This window comes from Yersinia enterocolitica subsp. enterocolitica, assembly GCF_901472495.1.
Taxonomy (GTDB): domain Bacteria; phylum Pseudomonadota; class Gammaproteobacteria; order Enterobacterales; family Enterobacteriaceae; genus Yersinia; species Yersinia enterocolitica.
In genome coordinates this window covers 4,468,879-4,486,481 of record NZ_LR590469.1, presented here as the reverse complement: position 1 = coordinate 4,486,481, position 17,603 = coordinate 4,468,879, and the positions used below count along the sequence as shown (strand labels likewise).

Sequence of the window (17,603 nt, the reverse complement as noted above, 5' to 3'; positions counted from 1 at the left end):
AGATATGCGAAAGGCCGCCAAAGCGACCTTTCGTTGTTACATCCAATTGCAAATCAATGCGAGGCTTATTGAGGTTGTTGCTGCTCCGCAGGGCCCATCTTGATAGTGGCCTGTTTACGCAGATTCGCCATCAGTGCATCAAAGGTCACACCACTAGCCCCCTCTTCCATCTTAGCAATAAAATTCTTCATTTCGCCTTCCGGCAATTTACCCGGAGTCACCGATAACAGTTCGATCAATACGATGTTATCTTGGCGATCCTGAGACAAGCCATATACCGGCTGGTCTTTTTGTGGATGAGGCAAGGCAAAGATAGTCTGCACTAATTGGTCATCATCTGGCGCGCGTGACAAGGTTTTCTTCTCACCGAAGCTGATACCAGCGGCCTTCATAGCTTCTTCGCCTTTACCTTGTTTCAGCGCAGTCAGGATCTTCTCACCATCAACACGAGCTAATTGCTCCGCTTTCTGACGTTTTACCAGCTCGGCAACCTGATCACGAACTTGATCAAATGGCTCAATACCCTCAGGTTTGTGGCCGTCAATGCGGATAACAAAAGCTCGGTCGCCATCAACTGTGATGACATCAGAGTTGCTGCCAGGCGCGCCGTTCTCACCTACCAAACCACCCTCAAAGATGGCTTGCACCACAGGCTTGAAGTTAACCTCAGCAGGCACCGCATCACGGGTAAACCAACCAGTTTGCTTAGCTTTCGCACCCGCGGCTTCCTCAGCCGAAGCCAGGGACTCGTTATCGCTGGTAGCCGCTTCGCTCACTTTTTGTTGTAAGGCGTAGTATGCATCAACCGCTTTTTCCTGCTTAACCTGTTTAGCCAGCGCATCATGAACTTCTGACAACGGTTTTACCTGCGCAGGTTTGATATCGTTAAGACGAACAATCAAGTAACCCACAGAAGATTTCACCACATCGGACAACTGACCTTTCTCAGTCAGATTTGCTTGTTTCAGCTCATCCGCTGTTGTTTCCGGTTCTAACCAACCCAACTCGCCGCCATTTTTGCGGGAAATGATGTCAGTCGATTTCTCTTTTGCGATGGCAGCAAAATCAGCACCTTTTTTCAGCTCATCCAATGCAGTTTTGGCTTCAGCTTCAGTTTTAAACTGAATGACACTGTAGTTGCGTTGCTCAGGCTTAGTATAAGTACTTTTATGCTGGTCGTAATACGCGGCGATATCTTCTTCAGTAACAGTAATTTTGTCCTGCATCGCCGCAGCATCCATTGCAATGAAACTGATTTTCATCTGTTCCGGTGCAATGAAGCTATTTTTATTCTGATCGTAATAGGCTTGCAGTTCTTCATCTGTGACTTTCTGCTGCGCTTGAAGTGCTTTGAGGTCTAGCGTTGCCAGACGGACTTCACGTTGCTGCAAAATCAGCTCTGACATCGCTTGTGCTTCGACAGGCAGGACGAAACCAGTATCACCGAAGGCTTGTAGCAATTGCTGATTAATCAGCTGCTGGCGCTGTAATTGAGCGAATTGATCTGGGGTGTAGCCCATTCGATTGACCAGCTCAAGGTATTTGTTGTTATCGAACTTACCATCAGTCTGGAAATAAGGTGCCTGGCGAATAGCATCTTTCACTTGTTCGTCACTGGCAGTCAGGCCTAATTTTTTAGCATATTGGTCGAGCAACATATTGTTGACCAACTGGCCAAGCACCTGCTGACGCAGTTGCAGCATGTAACCTTCGTTCGCGGCCAACGCGGAGAACTGTTCGCCCAATTGCTGTTGCAAGCGGCCACGTTCGCTCTGTACAGCCTGTTCTAACTGAGCACGACTAATCTCTTGGCCATTAACTTTGGCAGCAAAGTCGTTGGAGCCACCAATCAGATAGCTGCCAACCCCAGTCAGGATAAAGGACAACATGATCAGGGCCAGAATGATTTTGAGCACGACGTTATTAGCAGCCGCGCGTAAATTGTCCATCATAATGTGACAATACTCCGCTGTAATATGGATAAAAACTGTTGCGCAGGTCTAAATAAACCCAGCATTCCTTGCGACAGCCCTTCATGCTGCTGCGCGAAAAAAAAGCGCATCATTAACGATGCGCCTTGTATCTTACCCTACCAACTCAACTGCGTCAGGTTATTGTTAACACAAACACAGGTGAGAATTGACGCGGCAATCAGTTTACAGCGTCTTTCAGGCCTTTACCGGCACGGAAGCCTGGTACTTTGGCTGCTGGAATACTGATTTCTTTGCCTGTCTGAGGGTTACGGCCAGTACGTGCAGAACGCTCACGTACTGCAAAAGTACCAAAACCAACCAGAGCTACGTCATCCCCTTCTTTCAAAGATTCAGTAACAGAAGCAATAATTGCATCCAATGCGCGCCCAGCGGCCGCTTTAGAAATATCAGCACCTGCGGCAATTTTGTCGATCAGTTGTGACTTATTCACTCTTTCATCCCCTTTAAAATTCTATTGTCGCGCCGAAAATCCCTACGGACAACACGACAGCGCAGCTGTTATATCAATCCTGTCTGACCTTAGCAAGCAGCCCAAAGACTTAAACTTTTACCAGACAGACGAACTAACTTAGCGGCACAAAAAATAGCTGGCAAGTAGCATTTCACTTACCAGCATCAGTTTTATCAATACTTCTTGCGATCCGTCACTATTTTGACGCCACCGGCTGTGCCCCGAAGGCAGGATTTTGCAAAGCAATGGCTAAAACATCATCAATTCGTTTAACCGGATGAATTTCCAGATCGGCGATAACATTGTCTGGAATCTCTTCCAGATCACGTTTGTTATCATCTGGAATCAGCACAACTTTAATCCCACCACGGTGAGCGGCCAACAATTTCTCTTTCAAACCACCAATTGGCAATACCAGCCCACGTAAGGTGATTTCACCGGTCATTGCAACATCTGCCCGCACCGGGTTACCGGTCAAACAAGAAACCAATGCTGTACACATCGCAATACCTGCGCTCGGCCCATCTTTCGGCGTCGCCCCTTCTGGCACATGCACGTGGATGTCGCGTTTTTCGTAGAAATCAGGGTTAATACCTAATTTATCTGCACGCGCACGCACCACGGTCAATGCAGCCTGAATGGATTCTTGCATGACTTCGCCCAATGAGCCGGTGTAAGTCAGTTTACCTTTACCCGGCACACATGCGGTTTCGATGGTCAGCAAATCACCACCCACTTCTGTCCATGCCAGGCCAGTCACTTGACCGACACGGTTTTCAGTGTCTGCGCGACCATAATCGACTTTCTGTACGCCCAGGAAGTCTTTCAGGTTGTCACCGGTAATTTCAATGTGTTTAACCGTTTTATCCATAAGTAGATTTTTTACTGCCTTACGACACAGTTTGGAGATTTCACGCTCCAGACTACGCACCCCGGCCTCGCGGGTGTAATAACGGATAATGCTCATAATCGCACTGTCATCGATGGTCAGTTCGCCTTTCTTAATGGCGTTGCGCTCAAATTGTTTTGGCAGCAAATGCTGCTTGGCAATATTGAGTTTCTCATCTTCGGTATAACCGGACAGACGAATCACTTCCATACGGTCCAGCAACGGCGCCGGAATATTCATGGAGTTAGAGGTTGCAACAAACATCACATCCGACAGATCGTAATCCACTTCCAGATAGTGATCGTTAAATGCCACGTTTTGCTCTGGGTCTAACACTTCCAGCAATGCTGACGCCGGATCACCACGCATATCGGATGCCATTTTATCGATCTCATCCAATAAGAAGAGTGGGTTTTTCACCCCAACTTTCGCCATTTTCTGGATCAATTTACCCGGCATAGAGCCAATATAAGTACGACGATGACCACGGATCTCTGCTTCGTCACGTACCCCACCCAGCGCCATACGCACATATTGCCGGCCTGTCGCCCGAGCAATAGATTGCCCCAGCGAGGTTTTACCCACCCCAGGAGGCCCTACCAGGCACAAGATTGGCCCTTTGATTTTGCTGACCCGGCTCTGGACTGCGAGATATTCCAAAATACGATCTTTAACGCGTTCCAAGCCGTAATGATCGGTATCCAGAACTTCCTGCGCTTTTACCAAGTCTTTTTTAACTTTGCTGCGACTGTTCCACGGCACCTGCAACATCCAATCAATGTAACCACGAACCACAGTGGCCTCCGCCGACATTGGCGACATCATTTTCAGTTTTTGCAGTTCAGCTTCGGTTTTTTCGCGGGCATCTTTCGGCATTTTGGCCGCTTCGATTTTGCGTTTTAGCGCTTCATGCTCGTCAGGTGCATCGTCCATCTCGCCCAGTTCTTTCTGAATGGCTTTCATTTGCTCATTCAAATAGTACTCGCGCTGGCTCTTTTCCATCTGCTTTTTGACACGATTACGAATCCGCTTTTCAACCTGCAACAGATCGATTTCGGATTCCATCATTGCCATCAGATATTCCAGACGTTCGGTCACATCGAACATTTCCAGAACAGCTTGTTTATCATTTAATTTCAACGGCATATGTGCCGCAATAGTGTCTGCCAGACGTGCCGCATCATCAATGCTGTGCAACGATGCCAGAACTTCCGGTGGGATCTTTTTGTTCAGTTTGATATAGCCTTCAAACTGATGAATCGCCGTGCGAACCAACACTTCTTGCTCACGATCGTCCATTACCGGCGATTCAAGATATTCCGCCTGAGCAGCAAAATGCTCGCCGCTGTCGGAAAGCGTGGTGATACGCGCACGCTGTAGCCCTTCAACCAGCACTTTTACCGTGCCATCAGGTAATTTCAGCATTTGTAGAATCGAGGCTACGGTGCCGACTGAAAACAGATCATTGATACCAGGCTCATCCGTCGAGGCTTCTTTCTGCGCAACCAGCATGATTTTTTTATCATGGTCCATTGCAGCTTCCAGGCACCGAATCGACTTTTCCCGGCCAACAAACAGTGGGATCACCATATGCGGATAAACCACCACATCGCGCAGAGGCAATACGGGGATTTCTATGCGTTCGGAACGCTCAGGGTTCATAGAGCTCTCTCTTAGTTTAGCTTCCGCCAGATTACTGGGAATCTCGTGAAACACGAGTCATCACGAGTTTCACTAAATAGGTAATTGAGTATATGGGGACGAATGTCTTACATTCAACGATTACAATGCGAGGAAAAAGAAATGGGGGATAAAATCCCCCATTGTCATACTAACCATCTGGATTATTTGGCTAATTATTCGCCAGAAGCTTGGGCTTCCGGTTGGCCATAAATCAGCATTGGTGCAGATTGACCAGCAATAACTGATTCATCTACTACCACTTTTTCCACACTTTCCATTGACGGTAAATCGTACATGGTATCGAGCAAAGCACCTTCTACGATAGAACGCAGGCCACGAGCACCTGTTTTACGGGCCATCGCTTTCTTGGCAATAGCGGTCAACGCTTCATCGCGGAACTCAAGTTCCACACCTTCAAGATTGAACAATGCCTGATATTGTTTAGTCAGCGCATTTTTCGGTTCTTTCAGGATCTGAATCAGTGCGTCTTCACTCAATTCACTCAAGGTTGCAACCACTGGTAAACGACCAATAAATTCAGGGATTAAACCGAATTTAATCAAGTCTTCCGGCTCAGCCTGGCGCAATAACTCGCCTTCTGTCGCCTTTTCTGACTTGCCTTTTACCGTGGCCCCGAAGCCAATACCACTGCCGGTGTTAATGCGCTGCCCGATAACTTTATCCAGGCCCGCGAAAGCGCCACCACAGATAAACAGAATCTTAGAGGTATCAACCTGCAAAAATTCTTGCTGTGGATGCTTACGACCACCTTGTGGTGGTACGGCAGCGATAGTTCCTTCGATCAATTTCAACAGCGCCTGCTGCACACCTTCACCCGAAACATCGCGAGTAATGGATGGGTTATCAGACTTACGTGAAATCTTATCAATTTCATCGATATAGACGATGCCACGTTGCGCTTTCTGGACGTCGTAATCACATTTCTGTAGCAGCTTCTGAATGATGTTTTCAACATCTTCACCCACGTAACCAGCTTCGGTCAGTGTGGTCGCATCTGCCATCGTAAACGGCACATCCAGGAAGCGAGCCAATGTTTCCGCTAACAGCGTTTTACCACTACCCGTCGGACCAATCAGCAGAATATTACTTTTACCCAACTCGATACCATTACTGGTATCGCCATTGCGTAACCGCTTGTAATGGTTATACACAGCAACAGCCAGCACTTTTTTCGCCGGTTCCTGCCCAATGACATAATCATCAAGATGGCGACGAATTTCATGCGGCGTTGGCAGCGAACTACGCTCCCGGTGCGGCGCAACTTCTTTGATCTCTTCGCGAATAATGTCGTTACACAAATCGACACATTCATCGCAGATATACACTGACGGCCCGGCAATTAGCTTACGCACTTCATGCTGGCTTTTGCCGCAGAAAGAGCAATACAGCAGCTTTCCAGAACCGTCTTTGCGCTTATCTGTCATCAGTAAACCTCTTCTTCAGTATCTGCCACATCTGAAAATATGCGACAGGGAGACTATTCTCGCTATTTCTGTACGCCACGTTAGCTTTCAACGGACAGCCGATATAATGGGTAGTGTACAAACAATACGCAATTAGGCCTTATTCAGCACCAGGGTTTGTTCTCGTTACATTCACTATAGTATATCGGCTCACAGAAATAAGTCGTTAGTCACGACGGGTGAACACAGAATCAACTAAACCGTATTCTACAGCCTCATCAGCTGACAAGAAACGGTCACGCTCAGTGTCTCTCTCTATTTCTTCAAGAGATTTACCCGTGTGTTTTGCCATCAGTTCATTCATGCGTGATTTCACTTTCAAAATCTCTTTGGCATGAATTTCAATATCTGTAGCTTGCCCCTGGAAGCCGCCCAACGGTTGGTGAATCATGACCCGTGAATTCGGCAAGCAGAAACGTTTACCCTTAGCACCCGCAGTCAACAGGAATGCACCCATTGAACATGCCTGGCCCATACAAATCGTGCTGACATCCGGCTTGATGAATTGCATGGTGTCATAAATTGACATCCCAGCAGTAATCACTCCACCCGGTGAGTTGATATACAGGAAGATATCTTTTTCTGGATTCTCTGCTTCCAGAAACAGCATTTGCGCTGTGATCAGATTGGCCATATGGTCTTCAACCTGGCCTGTCAGGAAAATGATACGCTCTTTCAGCAGACGGGAGAAAATATCGTAAGAACGTTCCCCACGTGAAGTCTGCTCAACCACCATTGGCACCAGAGCCATGTTAGGTGCAAATTGATCTCGTTCGCCACTGTATGACATTACCGTCTCCTAATAGAATTTACTTTGGCGCCATTCATAACCGATTCTACTTGAGATAAGGAATGATGACTATGTTCATGCGTGCAAACAGTCCGGTTATCCAGACCTATTCTGACGGCGGTAATCAGCCAGTGTTTCATATGAACGTCTGTTAGATTAATTGGGGGATTAATATTCATTTTCAAGCCCCAGCGATATTTTTTTAGCCTAACAACCCTCTTTTTAACCTGAAAACTGCCCACCATTTCTGCCGTAATCGCGGCGCCCTATTGATTATTTATCTGTTGAGCACTTCATTTTACTTTTCAAATATAGCGCAGATTGCAGCGAAACATGCCAGATTAATCATACTATTGAGGGATAATTGTTACTAAAAGAAAAAGCCCGTGACCATAGGGCTACGGGCTTTTTCAATACACCAGATAAATTATATCCAGTTTGATACGCTAAAAAACATTACGCCGTAGTGGTCTGATTCATCAGCTCACTGAAGGTCGTTGGTTTTTCAGTTACTTTGGCTTTAGAAAGCAGAGTTTCTACTGCTTGTTCTTCCAGAGCAACGTTGCGCATATTGTTCATCAGCTCTTTGTTTTTGCTGTAGAACTCAATAACTTCTTGTGGATCTTCGTACGCAGAAGCCATTTCTTCGATCAGAGCTTTAACACGATCTTCATCGGCTTTCAGTTCGTGCTGGCTGATAACTTCGCCCAGCAACAGACCGACAACAACGCGACGTTTAGCTTGTTCTTCGAACAATTCACGTGGTAATTCAGCCGCTTGTTTCTCGTTACCACCGAAACGCTGTGCAGCCTGGCGGCGCAGAACGTCGATTTCACCTTCAACCAGTGCAGCTGGAACATCGATTTCGTTCGCGCTAACCAGACCGTCGATTGCCTGAGTTTTAACACGGTTACGTACCGCGCCTTTCAGCTCGCGTTCCATGTTTTTACGCACTTCAGCACGCAGACCTGCTACTGAACCATCAGCAACGCCGAAACGTTTGATGAATTCTTCAGTCAGTTCTGGCAGCTCACGCACTTCAACTTTCTTCAACACGATGTCGAATTTAGCTGATTTACCTTTCAGGTTTTCTGCGTGGTAATCTTCTGGGAAGTTTACGTCGATGGTGAATTCTTCACCGGCTTTATGGCCGATTACACCTTCTTCGAAACCTGGGATCATACGACCCTGGCCCATTGCTAACACGAAATCAGTCGCTTTACCGCCTTCGAAAACTTCACCGTCGATAGAACCGGTGAAATCCAGAGTTGCGCGATCTTCAGCAGTTGCTGCAGCGTCAGTTTCTTTCCAGGTAGCTTGTTGCTTACGCAGAGTTTCCAGCATGGTATCAACGTCAGCGTCGTTTACTTCAACAACTGGCTTTTCTACTTCAATGCTTTCCAGATCTTTCAGCTCAACTTCCGGATACACTTCGAACTCAACGGAATAAGTAAAATCTTCACCCTCTTTGTACTGGCCCGGCACATAGTTAGGTGCGCCAGCTGGGTTGATTTTTTCTTTAATGATCGCGTCAACGAAATTACGTTGCATCAGATCACCCAGTACGTCCTGGCGAACAGATGCGCCGTAACGCTGTTCAACGATGTTCATTGGCACGTGGCCTTTACGGAAACCGTCGATACGAACATTTTTAGCAGCTTTAACTAATTCACTTTTTACGGCTTTTTCAATGCTGTCAGCAGCAACAGTAATTGTTACACGGCGGCCAAGGCCTTGGGTGGTTTCAACAGAAACTTGCATCTTGTTACCTCAAAAAAATCACAGTGCTCGGTCAACTCCAGAAGCTGCAAACGAAGCAGCACCACTCCACTTTCAGGAATGATGCGAACTCTGAAAACACCCTCTAAGAACCGGGACGGCCGCATTAAACAGAACCGAGTATCCCAGATGTCAGAAGCGTCCCGAAACCATTCCGGAAAAATAAGACGCGACATTATAGCGGCGCACAAGGTATGAGTCGAGGAAAGCAAGCGAATGTTGTCGCGGTAAAATTCACGCGTGAATCGTTCCCTCGGCTAAAACTCCTGTGGCGCACTAATGAAATGAAGATGTCGCCTATATAGAAACACAAGCGGCTCTAGGGCCGCCTGCAAAATTCTCACCTACTAATACCCTAAATCATATCGGAATGACTACTGTTATCAGCCCGATTTAATTAATCTGGCAACTGAGCCAATGCCCCCGCACCACGACAAGAGGGCGAAGCTGGCACAGTGTCTTGCAATCCAGCCCACTCTTTCAGGGTGTAAGTGTGTAAGGCCAGCGCATGAACAGTGCTCGCCAACTCCTCAGCCAATGCACTATAAATCGCACGGTGGCGATTGAGAAAGCGTTGATCTTGAAATTTATTGCTAACAATCACAATTTTAAAATGACTTTCCGAACCAGCAGGAACATTGTGGCGGTAACTTTCATTAATTACCTCCAGATGATCCGGTTCGAATGCCGCTTTTAGTTTTTCTTCAATTTGTTCTCGAATCAAAATCATCATGCTCTCCTTACTGCTGAGGCAGAAAACTGCCCACTCTCTATTGCAATATTAGTGTATTTTCGCTGTTTTATAACATTTCAGATACAAAATATCCCGAATATCTCACTGCGACCGGTTCTGGCGAAAAGGCTCTTCTTCTCATCAACCAAAATGCAATTTGCAAGGGCTTTAAATTAAATGACAGGCCATTCGGGGGAAAAACGCATTTTTTGGTGAATTTCTCTCCATCGGGATCTTCCACCAGCCACTCGCAGTGCTATGATGTCGCCACTGCAAACTCGCAAAATAACATGGCTGCTATCCCGCTCTGATTATTAAAGAATTCCATAACTATTGAGAAAGTGAACATGCTAAAGAAAATTCTTTTCCCGCTGTTGGCTGTTTTTATACTGGCGGGCTGTGCTGCCAGTAACAACACCTTGAACGTTACCCCGAAAGTCGTCTTGCCCCCCCCAAGACCCAACACTGATGGGAGTGACTATCAGTATTAATGGTGCCGATCAGCGCCAAGATGCTGCCCTGGCTAAAGTGAATCGTGATGGCCAACTGGTGGTATTAACACCATCTCGGGATCTGCGTTTCCTGTTACAAGAAGTGCTTGAAAAACAAATGACTGCCCGTGGTTATATGATTGGCACTAATGCGCCGGTTGACCTGCAAATTGTCGTGAATCAACTGTTCGCTGATGTGCAAGAAGGCAACCTTCGCTACAACATCACCACCAAAGCCGATATTTCTATCACTGCTACCGCGAAAAACGGCAACAAGCAGGTTAAAAACTACCGCGCCAGCTATAACGTTCAGGGTGCATTCACTGCGACTAACGAAAAAATCACTAATGCTGTTAATACCGTGTTGAGTGATGTTATTGCAGATATGGCGCAAGACACCAGCGTCAGCAGCTTTATCAAACAAAATGCCCGCTAATCTGCTCTTTGCTTAACATTATTACTGCTTAACAGAATGCTCCGCCCTGCCGATAGGGTGGAGCACGTAGGTCTCACATGCCCAATCGCTATTCGAACCTTTTTACCCAACGTAATTCGCTTGTTCTTTTGTTGTTGGGATTTGCCTCAGGCCTCCCTTTAGCCCTGACAGGCGGGACATTGCAAGCCTGGATGACGGTTGAAAACGTCAGCCTGAAAACTATTGGTATTTTTTCGCTGGTCGGCCAAGCCTACGTTTTTAAGTTCCTCTGGTCCCCACTGATGGACCGCTACACTCCTTCCTTTCTGGGGCGTCGCCGTGGCTGGTTGATCATCAGTCAGCTGTTATTAATTGTAGCCATTATCGCCATGGGCTTTATGGAACCGGCTAAACATTTATGGTGGTTGGCCGCTATCGCCGTGCTGGTTGCATTCTGTTCTGCATCGCAAGATATTGTTTTTGATGCCTATAAAACCGATTTACTTACAGCGGAAGAGCGCGGTACCGGTGCCGCAGTTTCGGTATTGGGCTATCGCCTCGCCATGTTGGTGTCTGGTGGGCTGGCACTGTGGATAGCGGATCGTTATCTCGGCTGGCAATCCACTTACTGGCTGATGGCCGGGTTAATGCTCATTGGGGTATTTGCCACGTTATTTGCCCCAGAACCCGACATTCGTATTGCTCCGCCGAAAACCCTGGAACAGGCAATCGTCGAGCCGTTGCGTGATTTTTTTGGTCGCAACAATGCCTGGCTGATTCTGCTGCTTATCGTATTGTACAAAATGGGTGATGCTTTTGCGGCTAGCTTAAGTACCACTTTTTTGATCCGAGGAGTCGGATTCGATGCTGGCGAAGTTGGGTTGGTCAATAAAACCCTGGGATTAATCGCCACCATTATTGGCGCACTGTATGGCGGTTTGCTGATGCAACGCCTGAGTTTATTCCGGGCATTGATGATATTTGGCATTTTACAAGCCATATCCAACATTGGTTATTGGCTGCTATCCATTACAGATAAAAATATCTTCTCCATGGGCAGCGCCATATTTCTGGAAAACCTGTGTGGTGGGATGGGAACGGCAGCCTTTGTGGCTCTGTTGATGACGCTTTGCAACAAATCTTTCTCGGCCACTCAATTTGCTTTGTTATCAGCACTCTCTGCTGTTGGTCGGGTATATGTTGGCCCGATAGCGGGGTGGTTTGTTGAAACACATGGCTGGCCATTGTTCTATTTATTCTCTATTGCTGCTGCCATTCCTGGACTCTTACTGCTCTATATCTGCCGCCAGACATTGGAATACACACAAAAAACCGATGAATTTATGCCCAGAACAGAGTTTAAAACAGCTTATCGGTGGGCATTGCGTTTTCTAACCATTGGCTGCGCATTATTAGCTGCATGGCTTATTTTACTCATATGTAACGCATTAGATTGGACGTCAGCTTCAGATGTGGCCGATACACTGCTACTGCGTGGCATTCAGCTCAGTGTGGTTGGTATGGTTCTGGGTGGCGTATTGGATTATCTTGCACTTAGACGTGAGAAATTAGCGTAATAAACCACTACATTTTATGAAAGCCGGTACTTGTGCCGGCTTTTTTTATGGTTGCAAAACAAACCACCTGAACACTTTCTCAGCATTATTTTGATATAACTCACAAGTTTAAGTAACACTTGCAAAATATTATTCACAAAACGAGATCTATATCACTTTCAACTACTTATCCTTTCGTGCTCTGAGACTATGATGAGCGCACTTTTTGTTAAGGACTGTGTCCTTTTATTTCTTCTGGCATCTTTCAACCACACAGAGGCATTTATGCGTAAAATTCTTATCGGCGCTGTGGCGCTGACTGCGATCACTTTGGCTCCGGCCGTCCAAGCTGAATATCAGTGGGGTTTTGCTAATATCAGCATGAACTACCTTGACTGGACTCGCAGCACTACGCATAAATCCGGTGACTCTTCACATAAAGATGACTTTGCGTATATTGAGTTGGAAGGTGGTGCAGGTTATAGCTGGGGCGAGATTTACGGTTTCTTTGATTTAGAAAACCCATTCAATTCGAAAACAGCACAACCAGGCGATAACCAGCGTTATACCTTTAAAACAACCGGTCGCTACTATTTAGGCGATTCTGGTTTCAACCTTTATGGCCATATTTATGGCACTTACTCACTGCCAAGTGCTGAGGGTAACGATTACAGTAACTTCCATGAAGTGAATACCTTGTACGGTATCGGCTACAACGCCACTGTTGCCGGTGTGTGGATGAAACCCTTTGTTGCGCTACACTATGTTGATCAGACTTATTACTCAGGTAATAACGGTTATGTGGTGGGTTGGGTTGCCGGTTATGACTTTACTGCATTCGACGAAAACTTCAGCATCACCAACTGGAACGAACTGGAGTTCAACCGAGCTGAGCGCTATGCCGCAGGTAACGGTGGTCGTAATGGGGTGAACGGTGCTCTGGCACTTTGGTGGACACCAATTAAACAATTCACCACGGGTATTCAGTACCGTTATGCTTATAACAAATTAGGCGAAGATTTTTTACAAGATGGTATCGTGTATTCCATTAAATATAATTTCTAGCTAAATGATTCCGGGGTACCTATTTTTAGCACCCCGGAATAGTTTTTAATTTACCGTGGAATTACATATTATTTACATAAAATAAGTCCAGGTAATAAATAAAAATCAGTATTTCCCGTAAATAAAAGCGTAATAACCGTTGTTTTTCCTTAACATCCGCCGTTTTACAGCCCCCCACCTTCGCCAACATATTGTTGCGATTAATAAATTGTCACGCAAGGTAACATCTGTGACCCCCTTAACATAAAGTGTCAACAAGCCGCTGACACAATCTTAAGCATGTTTACAGTCCTGCAACCTTCCCGTAAAATGCCCGTACACATGAAACGACAATAGAGCCCTTTTGTAATTGAGGTCGTTAGATGAGACTTAAGAAATACATTAAAAATATGGGTATGTTGTCTTTATTAGCAGCCACGGTAATGCTCAGTGGTTGCGATATGGTATTGATGAATCCCAAAGGCGCAATCGGAGTCGAGCAAAAAACACTGATACTTACTGCTATCGGTTTAATGTTGATCGTCGTAGTTCCGGTTATTTTTATGGCGTTTGCTTTTGCATGGAAGTACCGCGCGTCCAACAAAAGTGCGACCTACACCCCAAACTGGTCCCATTCCAACAAAATTGAGCTTGTTGTCTGGGCTGTTCCAATCATTATCATTGCTATTTTGGCAACGATAACCTGGAAAACCTCCCACGAACTTGACCCGTTCAAGCCGCTCGAAGTAGCGGGTAAAGAACCCATCACTATTGAAGTAGTTTCCCTGGACTGGAAATGGCTGTTTATCTATCCAGAGCAAGGTATCGCTACAGTAAATGAATTGGCTTTCCCTACTGATGTTCCGGTGAACTTTAAAATCACCTCTAACTCGGTCATGAACTCGTTCTTTATCCCTCAGTTAGGCGGGCAGATTTATGCGATGGCCGGGATGCAAACCAAACTGCATCTGATTGCCAACGAAGCCGGTAAATACAATGGTATTTCCAGTAGCTTCAGTGGCAAAGGCTTCTCTGGTATGAAATTCACTGCGATCGCAACACCTACGCAGGAAGACTTCAACCAGTGGGTCGCACAGGTGAAAAAATCGCCGAACACTCTGAATACTACTGACGATTTTAATAAACTGGCTGAACCGAGCGAAAATAACCCGGTTGAGTATTTCTCCAGTGTTAAACCGGAGCTGTTTAAAGGAATTATTGGCAAGTTTATGGGTGATATGAACATGCACCAGAAAGGCGATGATACCCATTCAGGTATGGATATGAGCCAGGGCATGGATATGGGCGAACACGCCGCTCACGCCGGAGCCGAGGAATAAAACGATGTTGGGAAAATTAACACTTGATGCGGTTCCGCTACACGAACCAATCATTATGGTTACCGTTGCTGCAATTGTTCTGGGCGGGGCGGCTCTTGTTGCCCTCCTGACCTATTTCGGTAAGTGGAAATGGTTATGGAGCGAATGGCTGACCTCGGTTGACCATAAGAAAATCGGTATCATGTACATTCTGGTCGCCATGGTCATGCTTCTGCGTGGTTTTGCCGATGCCATCATGATGCGTAGTCAGCAAGCACTTGCTTCAGCTGGTGAAGCTGGTTTCCTGCCGCCTCATCACTACGATCAGATTTTCACCGCTCACGGCGTTATCATGATTTTCTTCATGGCGATGCCTTTCGTAGTGGGCTTGATGAACGTGGTCGTACCGCTACAAATCGGTGCTCGTGACGTTGCCTTCCCGTTCCTGAACTCCCTGAGTTTCTGGTTCTTTGTCGTCGGGGTGGTGTTAATTAACATCTCTCTGGGGGTCGGTGAATTCGCGCAAACCGGTTGGTTGGCCTACCCGCCACTGTCAGGTAAAGAGTACAACCCAGGGGTCGGGGTCGATTACTGGATCTGGAGTCTACAGATTTCTGGTTTAGGTACCTTGCTGACCGGTGTTAACTTCTTCGCCACTATTTTGAAAATGCGTGCGCCTGGCATGTCGATGATGAAGATGCCTGTCTTCACATGGGCGGCACTTTGCACCAACATTTTGATTATCGTTTCTTTCCCGATCTTGACTGTGACCGTCGCGTTACTGACTCTGGACCGCTACCTTGGCACCCATTTCTTTACCAATGATATGGGTGGCAACATGATGATGTACATCAACCTGATTTGGGCCTGGGGCCATCCGGAAGTGTACATTCTGGTGCTGCCAGTATTCGGGGTATTCTCCGAAGTTACTGCGACCTTCTCAAGAAAACGTCTGTTTGGTTACACCTCTTTAGTCTGGGCAACCATCGCGATTACCGTACTGTCGTTTATTGTTTGGCTACACCACTTCTTTACTATGGGGTCAGGTGCCAACGTTAACGCCTTCTTCGGTATAGCGACGATGATTATTTCTATCCCGACCGGGGTGAAAATATTCAACTGGCTGTTCACCATGTACCAAGGCCGTATTCAGTTTAACTCCGCGATGCTGTGGACTGTTGGCTTCATCATCACCTTCTCTATTGGTGGGATGACCGGCGTTCTGTTGGCGGTACCGGGCGCAAACTTCGTGCTGCATAACAGCTTGTTCCTGATTGCTCACTTCCATAACGTGATTATCGGTGGTGTGGTGTTCGGTTGCTTCGCTGGCCTGACTTACTGGTGGCCTAAGTCCTTCGGCTTTACGCTGAATGAGAAATGGGGCATCCGTGCATTCTGGTTCTGGATTATCGGCTTCTTCGTTGCCTTTATGCCGCTGTACGTATTGGGCTTTATGGGGATGACCCGTCGTCTGAGCCAGGATATCAACCCGGAATTCCACCCGATGTTGATGGTAGCAGCAGGCGGTGCAGCACTGATTGCTTGCGGTATCTTGTGTCAGGTTATCCAGGTGTTCGTCAGTATCCGTGACCGCGAACAAAATCGCGATCTGACTGGTGACCCATGGGGTGGCCGTACGCTGGAGTGGTCTACCTCTTCCCCACCGCCGTTCTATAACTTCGCCGTTGTACCTGAAGTGACTGACCGTGACGAATTCTGGGATATGAAAGAGAAAGGCGAAGCATACAAACGCCCAGCGAAATACGAAGAAATCCACATGCCGAAGAATACCGGTGCAGGTGTGATTATTGCTGGCTTCAGCTTGATCTTCGGCTTTGCCATGATCTGGTACATCTGGTGGCTGGCCATTGTTGGCTTCGTCGGCATGATTGTGACTTGGATTGTGAAAAGCTTCGACGAGGATGTTGATTACTATGTGCCAGTTGCAGAAGTGGAGCGCATTGAAGATCTTCATCATGAACAAATCAGCAAAGCAGGCGTGAATCATGTCAACTGAAACTCTGACTAACCATAACGTCGCCCATGCAGAGCATGGGCATCACGATGCAGGAGCGACAAAAGTCTTCGGCTTCTGGATCTACCTGATGAGCGACTGCATTTTGTTTGCAACATTGTTTGCAACTTATGCAGTGCTGGTAAACGGGACAGCTGGCGGCCCTTCAGGCCGGGATATCTTCGACTTGAACTTTGTTCTGGTTGAAACCTTCCTGTTGCTGTTCAGTAGTATTACTTACGGCATCGCTATGCTGGGCATGAACAAAGGCCACAAAAACCAGGTTAACACCTGGTTAGGTCTGACCTTCCTGTTCGGTCTGGGCTTTGTGGCAATGGAAATCTATGAATTCCATCACCTGATTGCTGAAGGCTACGGCCCGGATCGCAGTGCGTTCCTGTCTAGCTTCTTCGCGCTGGTTGCCACCCACGGTATTCACGTTACCGCTGGCTTGGTTTGGATCATCATTATGATGATTCAAGTAGCAAAACGCGGCCTGAATGAAACGAACCGTACCCGCCTGATGTGCCTGAGCTTGTTCTGGCACTTCCTGGATGTGGTCTGGATCTGCGTATTCACCGTTGTCTATCTGTTAGGAGCTATGTGATGAGCCATCCAACATCTAGTCATTCAACAACGACTCACGGTGGAGCCAGCCACGGTAGCTTGAAGTCATACCTTATTGGCTTCATTCTGTCGGTTATTCTGACAGTTATTCCATTCGCTATGGTGATGAGTGGTACCGCCTCTCATACGACTATTCTGGCCACTGTGGTCGGTTTAGCCGTGGTGCAGATTATCGTGCACCTGGTGTACTTCCTGCATATGAATGGATCGTCCGAAGAACGTTGGAATCTGGTGGCGTTCCTGTTCACCGCCATGATTATCGCAATCGTTGTTGTGGGCTCACTCTGGATTATGTACAACCTCAACATCAATATGATGGTTGACTGAAGAGCTG

At 46.9% G+C, this 17,603-nt stretch carries 13 protein-coding genes and 1 pseudogene; 7 read left to right on the top strand and 7 right to left on the bottom strand.

Features of this window, described 5'->3' with window-relative positions; all coding sequences use genetic code 11:
- Positions 1–65: 65 nt before the first annotated feature.
- The 7 genes from ppiD to bolA all read right to left on the bottom strand — a co-directional run bounded on the left by ppiD (position 66) and on the right by bolA (position 9,797).
- Positions 66–1,952 (bottom strand): peptidylprolyl isomerase, encoded by a 1,887-nt coding sequence (gene ppiD, locus FGL26_RS21025; RefSeq protein ID WP_005167642.1) that lies wholly within the window; start codon positions 1,950–1,952, stop codon positions 66–68.
- Positions 1,953–2,151: 199 nt separating this feature from the next.
- Positions 2,152–2,424: a nucleoid-associated protein HU-beta gene (gene hupB / locus FGL26_RS21020; protein WP_004392663.1), complete on the bottom strand. Its 273-nt coding sequence runs from the start codon at positions 2,422–2,424 to the stop codon at positions 2,152–2,154.
- A 217-nt stretch (positions 2,425–2,641) separates the two neighbouring features.
- On the bottom strand, positions 2,642–4,996 hold the full coding sequence (gene lon / locus FGL26_RS21015; RefSeq protein ID WP_032912626.1) for an endopeptidase La: 2,355 nt from the start codon (positions 4,994–4,996) through the stop codon (positions 2,642–2,644).
- A 194-nt stretch (positions 4,997–5,190) separates the two neighbouring features.
- Positions 5,191–6,462 carry an ATP-dependent protease ATP-binding subunit ClpX gene (gene clpX / locus FGL26_RS21010; protein ID WP_005167638.1) on the bottom strand — a complete coding sequence of 424 codons (1,272 nt, stop codon included), beginning with the start codon at positions 6,460–6,462 and terminating at the stop codon, positions 5,191–5,193.
- A 205-nt stretch (positions 6,463–6,667) separates the two neighbouring features.
- Positions 6,668–7,291: an ATP-dependent Clp endopeptidase proteolytic subunit ClpP gene (gene clpP, locus FGL26_RS21005; RefSeq protein ID WP_005167636.1), complete on the bottom strand. Its 624-nt coding sequence runs from the start codon at positions 7,289–7,291 to the stop codon at positions 6,668–6,670.
- Positions 7,292–7,747: 456 nt separating this feature from the next.
- Complete coding sequence (tig, locus tag FGL26_RS21000) at positions 7,748–9,052, bottom strand: trigger factor (RefSeq protein WP_005163508.1); 1,305 nt, start codon at positions 9,050–9,052, stop codon at positions 7,748–7,750.
- 415 nt (positions 9,053–9,467) lie between these two features.
- On the bottom strand, positions 9,468–9,797 hold the full coding sequence (gene bolA / locus FGL26_RS20990) for a transcriptional regulator BolA (RefSeq protein WP_166792493.1): 330 nt from the start codon (positions 9,795–9,797) through the stop codon (positions 9,468–9,470).
- Positions 9,798–10,150: 353 nt separating this feature from the next.
- Between bolA and FGL26_RS20985 the strand changes: the two are divergent.
- From FGL26_RS20985 to FGL26_RS20955, 7 genes and pseudogenes are all read left to right on the top strand, one after another.
- A pseudogene (locus FGL26_RS20985) lies at positions 10,151–10,730 on the top strand (lipoprotein).
- Between the two features lie 77 nt (positions 10,731–10,807).
- Entirely contained in the window at positions 10,808–12,286 is a 1,479-nt protein-coding gene (ampG, locus tag FGL26_RS20980) for a muropeptide MFS transporter AmpG (protein WP_005167629.1), read from the top strand.
- 264 nt (positions 12,287–12,550) lie between these two features.
- On the top strand, positions 12,551–13,330 hold the full coding sequence (locus tag FGL26_RS20975; protein WP_011816898.1) for a nucleoside-specific channel-forming Tsx family protein: 780 nt from the start codon (positions 12,551–12,553) through the stop codon (positions 13,328–13,330).
- Between the two features lie 362 nt (positions 13,331–13,692).
- Positions 13,693–14,649, top strand: a complete 957-nt coding sequence (gene cyoA, locus FGL26_RS20970) for a cytochrome o ubiquinol oxidase subunit II (protein ID WP_005167626.1) — start codon at positions 13,693–13,695, stop codon at positions 14,647–14,649.
- A 4-nt stretch (positions 14,650–14,653) separates the two neighbouring features.
- A complete protein-coding gene (cyoB, locus tag FGL26_RS20965) occupies positions 14,654–16,645 on the top strand; it encodes a cytochrome o ubiquinol oxidase subunit I (RefSeq protein ID WP_005163523.1) in 1,992 nt (663 codons plus the stop codon).
- Positions 16,635–17,249 (top strand): cytochrome o ubiquinol oxidase subunit III, encoded by a 615-nt coding sequence (locus FGL26_RS20960; RefSeq protein WP_005163525.1) that lies wholly within the window; start codon positions 16,635–16,637, stop codon positions 17,247–17,249. The genes cyoB and FGL26_RS20960 overlap by 11 nt, the downstream gene beginning before the upstream one ends.
- A complete protein-coding gene (locus FGL26_RS20955; RefSeq protein ID WP_005167623.1) occupies positions 17,249–17,596 on the top strand; it encodes a cytochrome o ubiquinol oxidase subunit IV in 348 nt (115 codons plus the stop codon). Before FGL26_RS20960 ends, FGL26_RS20955 begins: the two co-directional genes overlap by 1 nt.
- The last annotated feature ends 7 nt before the right edge of the window (positions 17,597–17,603 follow it).